This window comes from Limosilactobacillus portuensis, from assembly GCF_014838735.1.
Classification (GTDB): Bacteria; Bacillota; Bacilli; order Lactobacillales; family Lactobacillaceae; genus Limosilactobacillus; species Limosilactobacillus portuensis.
Genome location: NZ_JABUXQ010000005.1, coordinates 1 through 12,362 on the forward strand (window position 1 = coordinate 1; position 12,362 = coordinate 12,362).

Below are 12,362 nucleotides of genomic sequence, written 5' to 3' on the forward strand. Positions count from 1 at the left end.
ATAAAATAGTGGTGCCCATTAAGGTCCTTCTTTCTAATGGAATGTTGTGGTAACACCATTAAAGACCTTGATGGGTTTTTCTGTCTACTTAAATGTTCAACTTAAATTTTACAATCTGCCATTTCAATAATAATTGGTGTTAATGTTTTTCCAAAACTAGTTAATCTGTATTCTGTTCTAGGAGGGACAACCGGATATACCTTTTTCTCTATAATCTTATCTTTCTCTAATCCGTTAAGCTGCAATGATAACATTCTCCGGGAACAATTTGGCATTTTCTTTTGCAGTTCACTAAACCTACACACGTCATTTTTTATAAGGTGATACAATATAACACTTTTCCATTTACCAGAAATTATCTGTAAAGTACTTTCAACAGGGCAACCTTCACTACAGTCAAAAATATGCCTTTGCAAGATGAGCACTCCTTTCAAAGGATATACTTACTCCATAATACATTGATTCTATTTACGTTACTATTAGGGAAATAATTGTTACATAGGAAATTTAAATTCTCCTCTTTTTTAATTTTTCGGTCGAGTTACTATTTGTAAGTGCAAAGTAGAAAAGAGGACTTATTATGAAAGCTATTGGTTTTACACAACATTTAGATATTAATGATCCTGAAAGTCTGTTTGAGTTTGAAAAACCTGTTCCTTCTCCTAAGGGACATGATCTATTAGTAAAAGTTAATGCTGTTTCTGTTAATCCTGTTGATATTGGTGTACGACGCAGTGGGCGTGGAAAATTAATGACACCTAAAATTATCGGTTGGGACGCTTGTGGTGTTGTCGAAAAAGTTGGCACTCACGTATCACTCTTTAAGCCTGGTGACAGAGTATTTTACGCTGGCTCCTTTAAGCGTCCCGGAAGTAACAGTGAATATCAATTAGTTGATGAACGAATTGTCGGCCACGCACCAAAGACATTAAGTGATGACGAAGCAGCTGCAATGCCTCTTACATCATTAACTGCATATGAAGCATTATTTGAACAGTTATCATTACCAACCACTAGTTCAGAAAATAAAGGTAAAACTCTCCTTATTGTCAACGGCGCTGGAGGAGTAGGCTCAGTTGCAACTCAATTAGCAGCTAATGCCGGTTTAACTGTTATCGCTTCGGCCTCCCGTCCTGAAAGTATTAAGTGGGTTAAAGAGCATGGCGCTAAGCATACCGTAAACCACAGGAATAACTTAGTTGATGAAGTACGAAAGCTTGGCTACAAATATGTAGATTATATCTTAGAACTTAAAGACATTGATAGTCACTGGAAAGAAATGTGTGAGTTAATCAAACCTGAAGGAACGATTACCTCAATCACCGAAAATAGACGGCCAATCAATCTGCGCCTCTTAACTCCGAAAAAAGCCACTTTTGCCTGGGAATGGATGTACACAAAATCTTATTACCATACAGACAATATGCAGACTCAACATATTATTTTGGACAAAATTGCACAGCTCCTTGATGAGGATAAGTTAAAAGGAACATTAACGCAATCACTTTCTCCTCTAAATGCGGATAATCTCCGAAAGGCACATAGTTTAGTAGAGAGTGGTCACATGATTGGGAAAGTAGTTGTTTCTGGATGGGAAAATTAGGTTTGCAATTAAAATAATAGGACTTAATAACGCGTGTTTTAAAATTAAACCTTGCCAAATTAAATTTCTAATGGTATTCTAAGAAACATCAAGTACACGAAAGGAGAAAGATCAATGTTAGTATTCAATAACCAATTACAACAATCTTCCTCCTCAGCCTCTAGCTCTATTCGAGGCTGAGTGATTTTAGTGTACCTATAGAACGGTTTAATGAATTACCGGGTTCACTTAATCATTTGGCACTTTCCAGATGATTAAGCGTGGACCCGGTTTTTATTATGCCGATTTTGAATTGGAGGAATGGCGATGAATAATCAACCAAAAGAAGAATTAAAACGGTCGTTAGGTTTTTGGTCGGCAATCTCGATTGTCGTGGGGACAATTATTGGTTCAGGGATCTTCTTTAAGCAGGGTTCCGTGCTTGATAGTGCCGGTTCATCAACTTTAGCCATTGCTGCCTGGGTATTTGGTGGGATCATTACCCTAACTGGTGGTTTAACTGTTGCCGAAATTGGGGCCCAAATGCCATACACTGGTGGCCTTTACGTCTACATTGAAAATCTTTATGGCCGGATTCTTGGCTTCCTTGCCGGATGGATGCAAGTAATCGTCTATGGTCCCGCAATCATCGCTTCAGTTGCCGGCTTTATGAGTATCTTAATGGCCAATTTCTTTGGTCTTGGTACTGAATGGCGAATCCCACTGGCTGTTATCACCGTTCTGGCAATCGGTGTAATGAACCTCTTTGAAAACAAGGTCGGAGCGATCTTTGCCATTATTACAACGGCCGGGAAAATGATTCCAATCGCAGCAATTATTATCTTCGGTCTTCTCTTCGGTAATCAGCATGCATTTGGTCAAACCGTCACCGAAGTCCAACACGCTACTGGCGGTTTTGGTGTCGCGGTTTTAGCCACCCTTTTCGGTTATGATGGCTGGATCTTGATCGCTAACCTTGGTGGTGAAATGAAGAACCCACAAAAGTTGCTACCAAAAGCAATCATCCTTGGTATCACCGCCGTTCTCGTAATCTATACTTTAATTACAATCGGAATTCTTAAATTCTTGCCGGCTAACCTAATTCACCGTCTTGGTGAAAATGCCACCGCCTACTTAGCAACCAAGGCATTTGGTGCTATTGGCGGGAAACTTCTCTCGGCCGGAATTATTATCTCGATGATGGGAACCCTTAACGGAAAGATGATTACCTTCCCCCGGATCGTTTACGCAATGGCGCGTCGTGGTGATCTCCCGTTCTCACGTTTTCTTTCGTTCGTTACACCAAAGGGAAAGTCGCCAGTCGTTGCCACATTATTTATCGTGGCTCTTGCAACTGTGATGATGTTCTTCTTTGATCCAGACCACCTCTCGGATCTTTGTGTCTTTACAGTTTACTGCTTCTACCTTTTAGCATTTTTCGGTATTTTCATTCTAAGAAAGAAAAATAATGGTCCCCGTCCTTTCAGCACCCCGCTCTACCCACTCGTGCCAATTATTGCAATTGCCGGTGGAATCTTTGTTCTTGTCAGTGAAGTCTTCAACGACCCTGCCGGTGTCCTTCTCTTCATCGGAATCGTCATCGTTGGCCTCCCAATCTTCTATGCCGTTAAAAGAATGGATGCAAAGAGAATGTAGTAGAGTGAGTAGAGTGCGAAGCCGTAAAAAGCTCCCGGATGATAACGATTTCTCTCGACGAAGGCGACTCGCGCCTAGGAGAGAGTTCGTTATCTTGAGGGAGCTTAGGCTGAACACATTTTGGCTCTGTTGCCTGGGAGGGAGTTTGTTGTCTATAGGTGCTTCCCTGCGAACACGTTTTGACTCTGTTGCAGTAGAACTTTATCTTGAGGGAGCTATTTCAGCTATGCCGCATAGAACCTGTCACAAATAAACCTACAAGCCTAATAAAGGCCGAGAAACGCGAATTGCGTTTCTCGGCCTTTATCGATCTTAAATTTACTTAGTCTAATTGCGGTAAAGCTCCATCTTTACTTCTTAAACATCTTAAACTCTAAGAACAAATCATTATACTCACCCAGAACACGTCGAGGAAGATCCTTATACGTTTGCAAGTGTTCCATTGTTGATTCTGGCGGGTAGAATTGCTGATCATCAGTTACAGACCGTGGCAATAGTTTCTTTGCGGCACGGTTAGGAGTCGCGTAACCAACGTATTCAGCATTCTTGGCTGCATTTTCTGGTTGAAGCATAAAGTTAATGAACTGGTAGGCAGCCTGCTTATTTTTCGCTGACTTAGGAATTACCATATTATCAAGCCAAATATTGCTTCCCTCACTAGGGACAACATAGTGTAAGTGATGGTTAACGCTCATCATTTCCCGAGCATCCCCTGAATAAGTTACCCCAACGGCTGCTTCATCCTGCTCCATATACATTTTCATCTCGTCCGCGATAATCGCCTTTACATTAGGTGTTAAAGCTTGAAGATGGTGTTGGGCTTGCGTTAATTGTGAATAGTTTGTCGTATTAACTGACTTTCCTTGAGTAATCAAGGCCATCGCAAAAACATCCCGTGCACTATCAATCAATAATAAATTATTCTTTAGTCGTGGATTCCAAAGCTGTTCCCAGTGTTGTACCTCTTGTCCAGCAATTTTCTGATCATTATAGATGATTCCTAACGTTCCCCAAAAATACGGAACTGAATATTGATTTTCTGGATCAAAATTCTGATTAAGGAAGCGAGTGTCAATATAACGTAAATTACTTAGTTTCCGGTGATCCAACGGTGCTAAAAGATGTTCTTTCTTCATTCGTTGAACCGTATACTCACTCGGGACTACAACGTCATAGTTTGTTCCACCTTGCCGGATCTTCGTTAGCATCGATTCATTACTGTCAAAGGTTTCGTAGTCAACATGGTAGCCCGTTTGCCGCTCAAACTTTTTGATCAGCGCTGGATCAATATAATCTCCCCAGTTATAAACGGTCACGGTTTTTCCACTACTACCATTATTCTGCCGGTTCATGAAGTAATCGCCTAATGCCAGCAAACAGCATAGGGCGATAATTCCCAAGAGGGCGCCCCAAAGTTTTTTCATTGAGCATCCCCCTCTTTAACCGTAACAACCCGTTGACGACGACCTGCATGCTTACTAACAAAGTAATAGCCAATTACTAATGCTAGGGACACAATGAACATCAAGGTTGATAAAGCGTTAATTTCAAGGTTAACTCCCTGACGCGCCCGAGAATAAATCTCTACTGATAGCGTCGAAAAACCATTCCCAGTAACAAAGAAGGTAACCGCAAAGTCGTCAAGCGAATAGGTCAAAGCCATAAAGTAGCCCGCCATAATTCCTGGTGAAATCGCTGGTAAGATTACTCGGGATAATGCCTGCCACCTTGATGCGCCTAGGTCATAGGCAGCATCGACCAAGGTTGGCGACAATTCATTAATCTTTGGCAGCACCATCAAAACCACAATCGGAATTGAAAACGCAATGTGACTTAAAAGCACTGAAACAAAGCCCAGGCGAATGCCAAGAACAGTGAAAAAGATCAAAAAACTTGCCCCAATAATGACATCTGGTGAAACCATTAAGACATTATTTAATGACAACAAACTATTTCGCCAGGTTCCATGTGTTTCTTTAATTGCCAATGCCCCAAGCGTGCCGATAATTGTCGCAATTAAAGACGATAATACCGCAACCAGCACTGTATTGATCACGATCGTAATCATCCGGGAATCCGCAAATAAGTCGGCATAGTGCTGAAGGGAAAAGCCGTGGTAGTGTTCCATCGTTTTTCCAGAACTAAAGGAGAAGATCATTAAATACAGGATTGGTGCGTACAGAATAATAAACACTAACCCTAAATATAGCTTGCCCCACGCAACTTTCTGTCTCATCTTAATGCCGACCTCCTTTCTCACGCGTATCACCAGTAACAAACATTACAATAAACATTGCGAGGATCAAAACAACTCCAATCGTTGATCCCATCCCCCAGTTTTGGGTCGTTAAGAAGTGCTCCTCAATCGCGGTCCCTAAAGTAATTACCCGGTTACCACCGATTAACCGTGTAATCATGAAGAGGGAGAGCGAAGGGATGAAAACTGCTTGAATTCCTGCTTTTACTCCGGGCATTGATAATGGAAAAACGATTCGCCGAAAAGTCTGCCAGGAAGTTGCCCCGAGATCCTTGCTAGCATTTAGTAATGAAGGATTAATCTCGATCAGTGCATTATAGATTGGTAAAACCATAAACGGAATTTCAATGTAGGCCGCAACGAACATAAAACTAGCGTCAGTGAAAAGGAGCTGGTGACTTCCCAAACCAACAAACCGTAAAAATTGGTTAATCGACCCGGTTCGTGAAAAAAGGCCAATAAATGCATAGGTTTTCAGCAAAAGGTTTATCCATGTCGGTAAAATAACAATCAACAACCAGAATTGGCGATTCTGCAATTGGGTAAGCACATAAGCGGTCGGGTAGCTAATTGCGAGAGTCACTACTGTAATTAAGGTCGCGTACCAAACAGAATTCAGGGTCATCTTTAAGTACGTTGGCGATGTTAGGTAATCTTGATAATTAGCCAATGTGAAATGGCTGTTAATATCAAAAAATGATTGATAAAAAATCAGTGCTAATGGGGCAACCACAAAGAGGATGATCCATAAAGCATAGGGAACAATGAACATTACTTTTTGCCGCATTAATCCTCATCCTCCTCGTAGCTATCAAGACGAGCATCAAAATCTTCTTCTGATTCGTTATACCGCATTACGTGAATATCTTCAGGATCAAACGTTAAGCCTACTTGGGCCCCGACCCTTGTTTTATGGATTGAATTAATCTTCCACTCATGGTTTCGCTGATCGTGAGCGGTAATTTGGTAGTCAACTCCCCTAAAGAGCTGCGTATCAACCGTTGCCTTTAATTTTCCCTGATCAGCCGTGGTGATGTCCAAGTCTTCCGGCCGAATTACAACTTCAACCTTTTCATTAGGCTTCATTCCGGCATCTACACACTCAAAGTCCTGACCATTAATATTTACAACATAGTCCTTCTTCATTACTCCAGGAACAATATTGCTTTCACCAATGAAATCAGCAACAAAATGGTTTAACGGTTCATCATAAATGTCTACTGGGGTTCCCGTTTGCTGGATCTTGCCATCATTAATAATCATGATTTGGTCACTCATCGCTAATGCTTCTTCCTGATCATGGGTGACAAAGATAAAAGTGATCCCCAATTGTCGCTGCAACTGACGCAATTCTCGCTGCATGTCGACCCGCAATTTATGATCAAGAGCTGATAAGGCCTCATCAAGAAGGAGAACTTTCGGGCGGTTAACAATTGCGCGGGCGATTGCTACCCGTTGACGCTGGCCACCAGACATTGCGGTAATTTCCCGATTACCATAGCCATCCAACCGAACAAGGTGCAGGGCTTCTTTTACCCGTTGTCGAATCGCCGTCTTTTTTACTCCTTTAATTTGGAGCCCAAATGCCACGTTTTCAGCGACATTCATGTGCGGAAATAGGGCATAATCTTGAAATACGGTATTTACTTGTCGTTTGTTGGCGGGCACGTTATTAATCGGTTGCCCATCGAAAAGGATTTCACCACTGCTAGCTTGATCAAATCCGGCAATGATTCGCAGAATTGTCGTTTTCCCAGAGCCAGATGGTCCAAGCAGAGTATAAAATTTTCCCGCTTCAACCTCAAAATCAATGTCACGAAGAACAACATTGTCATCGTAACGCTTACCAACATGTTTAAATTCCAAGATATTTTTTGCCATAATCTTCCCTCACGATTTATTTACTTCATCGTCCATAGTTAGCCAATTAATTATACTCTTTATTTATTTTCTCGGTAGTTACAATGCAATGACAATTTGGATTTATAATGGAGAGTGTAAGCCAGCAGAGCGTGAAGCCGTTAAAAGCTTCTGGATGATAACGATTTCTCTCGGCGAAAGCGTCCTGCGCCTAAGCGGTGAACCAGAAAACTTGTTTTCGTTTGTGAACCCTCGCAAGGCTGACTAGGACTTTATAACCAACTTGTTGAGATATAAAGTTCAGTCAACTACTGCGGAGGGAGGTCGTTATCTTGAGGAAGCTTAGGCTGAACGCGTTTAGGCTATGTTACAGTAGAATGATATAGTTAAACTTTATTTTGCAACATATTCAAGAGTTAAAGTTTCTACTGCAGCTGAGTCAAAACGTGTTCCCTCGGAACTCGCTAGAGCTAACGACCTCCGAGAAGTGGTGCAAGACACCACTCCCCGGAGAAATCGTTAGCTTTCCGCGAGTTCTTTGCGAGGTCACACTCTATCAAACGTGTTCGCAGGGAAGCCCCTATAGACAACAAACTCCCTCCCAAATGCTTTCAGCATTCAGTCGGGAGAAATTGTTGTCTTACGGGCCTTCTTTACCTGCTTACACTCTATCATAACGAGGTGCTCTTCATGAAAATTAACCAATTTAGTATTACTAAGACAAGTTCTGAACAAAAATTACGTGAATTAAAGAAACTCCATTTACTGAGAGCTAATGAAGCAACGGAGCTAGATTCAACCCAAATGTGGCTCACTCTCCTTACCCGTACTCACATGGCAAGTGAGCAGCCAATTGCGGTTCGCCAATGGCTCCACGATCTCCTTGCTACACCAACCCTTGCAATTGATGAATGGCTTGAACATGATCAGCCATTAACAACTGATGTTTTTTACTTAGTTGCTCTTCAGCTCCTTCATTTCGAGCCAGAAGTTGACTTTAATCCTAACCATCCCCTTGAAGACTGGGCACATATTGGTCTGCCGTTTGTTCAGCACACAAGCTGGTCAACGTTAGATGTCCTAGAAGCCTTTTACCTGCTTCTTAATACTCGCAATAAGGATGGTCAGTCATTTATTGATCAGCTAACGAGCGAAGGCTTTCTCACCTGGTCGTACCAATTGCCGGCATATAAAAAGCCACTGTACTTTAATGGCAAGCCGCTTGCTTCCTTTGATCCAGCCAATTTTATTCGTGAGGTAGTTTACGTTGAGACTGATATGGATACCGATTACGATGGCAAGGCTGACCTTGTTAAGGTTGAAATTCTCAGACCCGTCGATAGTAACAACGGCTTAAAGGTCCCGGCCGTCTTTACTGCTAGTCCATACAATCAAGGAACTAATGATGAATGGGGAGACAAAGTAACCCACCATGTAAATCACCCGTTAACCCATAAGATTGCCGGAGAAACTTCTCCTACCGAACCAACCTTTCCAAAGCAATTCACCCATCGTGAGATTAAAGGAGAAAGTAAACGCGCCACAGAAAGTTTTGCGGAAACACCAGCTTATACCCTGAATAATTATCTAGCAGCACGCGGTTATGCAATTATCTACTCTGCTGGAATTGGAACTAAGGATTCTGATGGACTTCAAACATGTGGCTCGCCTGAACAAACTGACTCAATGAAGGCAGTTGTCGAATGGCTCCATGGTGACCGGGTTGCGTTCACCGATCGACATAGCGGGATTAAAATCAAGGCATGGTGGTGTAACGGCAATGTTGCAATGACTGGACGATCCTATCTTGGAACCCTGGCCACCGCCGTTGCGACAACTGCTGTTCCCGGATTAAAGGCAATCATTAGCGAAGCGGCAATCTCATCATGGTATGACTACTACCGCGAAAACGGCCTTGTTCGTGCTCCCGGCGGCTTCCAGGGTGAAGATGCCGATGTTCTGGCTGATGAAACATTCAGTCGAACAAAACGGCCAGCTGACTACCAACGAATTAAGAAAACAAATGACAAATATATTGACGGGCTTTCACAGGCAATGGACCGGAAAACCGGAAACTATAACCAATTCTGGGCTAACCGTAATTACCGACCAGCAATCAAAAATATTAAAGCAGCCGTCATGATGGTTCATGGGCTAAATGATACCAACGTCAAGCCAAGCAACGTTAAGGCGCTCTATGACGAATTACAAAAGCTTCCCGTAACCAGCAAGCTAGTCTTACACCAAGGTCAGCACATCTACATCAACGCCTTTCAATCCCTTGACTTTTCTGAAATGGTTAACTTGTGGTTAGCTAATAAACTGTGGGAAAAGGACAACCATGCTGACGAGACTCTGCCAAAAGTGTTAGTTCAAGATAATACGCAGCCTGAAACCTGGTGGAAGTATAATGAATGGACTGCTGGGAACACAAGAAGGCTCTCCTTTAATAAGACGGAATTAATCACTAATGATCCGCAACTTTCTTCGGAATATCGGTTTAATGATCACCAAACTCCTGAAACCTTTGAAAAATGGTGCCGAAATATTAATGACTGGCAAGATTCATTAATTAAGGATCACGGCAAGTTCTCTTATAAATTAATGACGGCACCCGCTGGAGAAGATCTTTTACTTCGGGGAACACCTGAAGTTTCCGTTACCGTTGCTTCTTCGGCTGATCACGGGATGCTTAGTGCTCAATTAGTTGATTTTGGTACTGCTAAACGATTAACGAGTTCGCCTGTTTTATTGAACCGCAACGGCCTCCAGTTAGGTTTTCATTGGGCAAGTGATGATCTCCGTGAATTTCATTTACAAGCAAAGGCTAGTGATTACAAGGTAATTGCTGACGGCCATATCAACCTGCAAAACCGTCATAGTGCCAGTCAGGTTGATGATTTAGCAGCAAATCAGTTTGTGAAAGTCCACTTTGAGCTTCAGCCAATTTTTCATCACCTGCTTAAAGGTCATCGCCTCGGTCTGATTATTTATAGCACTGACTATGGCGCTACTCTTCGTGGTAATGAAGAGATTACCTATACTGTTAAAACAGCCGATAGTTCCTTATTGATTCCGGGAGTAATGGCACTCTAATCTCCTGCACCAACTGCTTATTTTTCACAAGTAAACTTATCCTGTGCTAGAATGGTTTGTATACTGTATTAATATACAGACAAAGGAGAGATTGAGAATGCAAACAGGAACAAAGATTATTACCCTGGATAACGGTTATCACCTTTGGACAAACACTCAGGGCGAGGGTGACATTCACTTGTTAGCTCTTCATGGTGGTCCTGGTGGTAATCATGAGTACTGGGAAGATGCCGCAGAACAGCTGAAAAAGCAAGGACTAAACGTTCAAGTTACAATGTACGACCAATTGGGCTCACTCTATTCTGATCAGCCCGACTACACAGAGCCTGAAATTGCCAAGAAATACTTAACCTATGAATATTTTTTGGATGAAGTTGATGAAGTTCGTGAAAAGCTGGGACTCGATAACTTCTACCTCATTGGGCAAAGTTGGGGTGGTCTCCTCGTTCAAGAATACGCTGTCAAGTATGGTCAACACTTAAAGGGTGCCATCATTTCATCCATGGTCGATGAAATTGATGATTACGTTAAGCACGTCAACGCACTCCGGGAAAAGACGCTCTCTAAGGAAGCCGTTGACTTTATGAAGGATTGTGAAGCGAAAAATGATTACAGCAATCCAAAGTATCAAGAGTATGTTCAGGTAATGAACGAAAACTATATTGACCGGAAACAACCTTCTAAGCTTTACCACCTTAAAGATCTTGGTGGCGATGCGGTCTACAACGCCTTCCAAGGTGATAACGAATTTGTAATTACCGGGAAATTAAAGGATTGGCATTTCCGTAACCAACTTAAGAACATCAAGGTTCCAACACTGATTACTTTTGGTGAACACGAATCAATGCCACTTGCTACCGGGAAAAAGATGGCCGAATTAATTCCAAACGCTAAGTTCGTTACCACGCCAAACGGTGGTCACCACCACATGGTTGATAATCCAGATGTTTATTACAAGCATCTCGCTGATTTCATTCGGGATTGCGAACAAAACTAAAGATAATCAAAAAGCTGAGAAAATTCGAATTGGTTTTCTCGGCTTTTCTTATTCTTTGCGTTACAGATATTGATATTAGTTAATTCCTAACCATAATTGGTATACAATAAGAATGGAAAACTTAAGATTGCGAGGTTTACTTTATGGCACACCAAATTACAAATTTCATTTTTGATATTGATGGAACCCTCATTAATACTTATGAGAAATACATGCCACCAATGATTGATGTAATGGAAAAACATGGCTACCATGTTCCTGCTGACCAAGTTGATTCTCTCAAAAGAAAACTCTTTGGTATCACCGGTGCTGATTCTTTACGTCAGGGCGGTGTCAAAGAGGAGGACATCCCCGAAATGGTCGATGAATGGCGCGCGTTATCTTTCCAACGTGAAGATTTAGTAACGGTTTTCCCTGGAATTGAGGAAATGGTTACGGGACTAGCTGCTCGTCCTGACACAAAATTAGCAATTGCAACATCTAAGGTTCGCGAAGATTATCAGGAACACTTTGTCAATGACTACGACTGGACGAAATATTTTGATGTTGCCGTAACTGAGGAGTTAACTAGCAAGCACAAACCGGATCCTGACCCAATCTTGTTGGCAATGGACAAGCTTGGTGCCCGTCCCGAAAATTCAGTTTACGTTGGTGATACGATCAACGATCTGAAAGCCGCTCATAATGCTGGCATTAAATTTGCTGGTGCATTATATGGCTCATCTCAGCCGCAGAATATTCAAGACGCTGATTACCCGCTCCATGAACCACAAGACTTATTGAAGATTGATTAAAAATAATTGAAGCTGAGAATCAGTAAGTTTCAAAACTAACAATTATAGAAGGGGACTGTGACATAAGTACTTTTACCAAGTTCAAATACGAACAGCGCGGTACGCAAATGGGTTCCAGTG

At 42.0% G+C, this 12,362-nt stretch carries 10 protein-coding genes; 5 read left to right on the forward strand and 5 right to left on the reverse strand.

All coding sequences use genetic code 11. The features are described 5' to 3' along the window. Positions 1-101: 101 nt before the first annotated feature. Entirely contained in the window at positions 102-416 is a 315-nt protein-coding gene (locus HUK49_RS02315) for a winged helix-turn-helix transcriptional regulator (RefSeq protein WP_191912499.1), read from the reverse strand. A gap of 164 nt (positions 417-580) precedes the next feature. Between HUK49_RS02315 and HUK49_RS02320 the strand changes: the two genes are divergently transcribed. Then, a complete protein-coding gene (locus HUK49_RS02320) occupies positions 581-1,603 on the forward strand; it encodes a zinc-binding alcohol dehydrogenase family protein (protein WP_191912500.1) in 1,023 nt (340 codons plus the stop codon). A 306-nt stretch (positions 1,604-1,909) separates the two neighbouring features. After that, on the forward strand, positions 1,910-3,238 hold the full coding sequence (locus HUK49_RS02325) for an APC family permease (protein ID WP_191912501.1): 1,329 nt from the start codon (positions 1,910-1,912) through the stop codon (positions 3,236-3,238). Positions 3,239-3,588: 350 nt separating this feature from the next. Here HUK49_RS02325 and HUK49_RS02330 read toward each other — a convergent pair whose 3' ends face one another. From HUK49_RS02330 to HUK49_RS02345, 4 genes are read right to left on the reverse strand one after another with little or no spacing between them, the layout of a single operon-like run. Continuing rightward, positions 3,589-4,662: an ABC transporter substrate-binding protein gene (locus HUK49_RS02330; RefSeq protein WP_191912502.1), complete on the reverse strand. Its 1,074-nt coding sequence runs from the start codon at positions 4,660-4,662 to the stop codon at positions 3,589-3,591. After that, positions 4,659-5,474, reverse strand: a complete 816-nt coding sequence (locus HUK49_RS02335; protein WP_191912503.1) for an ABC transporter permease — start codon at positions 5,472-5,474, stop codon at positions 4,659-4,661. The genes HUK49_RS02330 and HUK49_RS02335 overlap by 4 nt, the downstream gene beginning before the upstream one ends. A gap of 1 nt (position 5,475) precedes the next feature. Further along, positions 5,476-6,282, reverse strand: a complete 807-nt coding sequence (locus tag HUK49_RS02340) for an ABC transporter permease (protein WP_191912504.1) — start codon at positions 6,280-6,282, stop codon at positions 5,476-5,478. Further along, positions 6,282-7,376 (reverse strand): ABC transporter ATP-binding protein, encoded by a 1,095-nt coding sequence (locus tag HUK49_RS02345; RefSeq protein WP_191912505.1) that lies wholly within the window; start codon positions 7,374-7,376, stop codon positions 6,282-6,284. Before HUK49_RS02345 ends, HUK49_RS02340 begins: the two co-directional genes overlap by 1 nt. Positions 7,377-8,045: 669 nt before the next feature. Between HUK49_RS02345 and HUK49_RS02350 the strand changes: the two genes are divergently transcribed. The 3 genes from HUK49_RS02350 (at position 8,046) to HUK49_RS02360 (ending at position 12,242) form a co-directional block, all read left to right on the forward strand. Continuing rightward, on the forward strand, positions 8,046-10,451 hold the full coding sequence (locus HUK49_RS02350) for a Xaa-Pro dipeptidyl-peptidase (protein ID WP_191912506.1): 2,406 nt from the start codon (positions 8,046-8,048) through the stop codon (positions 10,449-10,451). Positions 10,452-10,548: 97 nt separating this feature from the next. Then, the gene (locus HUK49_RS02355) at positions 10,549-11,448 is read left to right on the forward strand and encodes a proline-specific peptidase family protein (RefSeq protein WP_191912507.1); all 900 of its coding nucleotides are present in this window, start codon (positions 10,549-10,551) and stop codon (positions 11,446-11,448) included. Between the two features lie 143 nt (positions 11,449-11,591). Then, positions 11,592-12,242 (forward strand): HAD family hydrolase, encoded by a 651-nt coding sequence (locus tag HUK49_RS02360; protein WP_191912508.1) that lies wholly within the window; start codon positions 11,592-11,594, stop codon positions 12,240-12,242. The last annotated feature ends 120 nt before the right edge of the window (positions 12,243-12,362 follow it).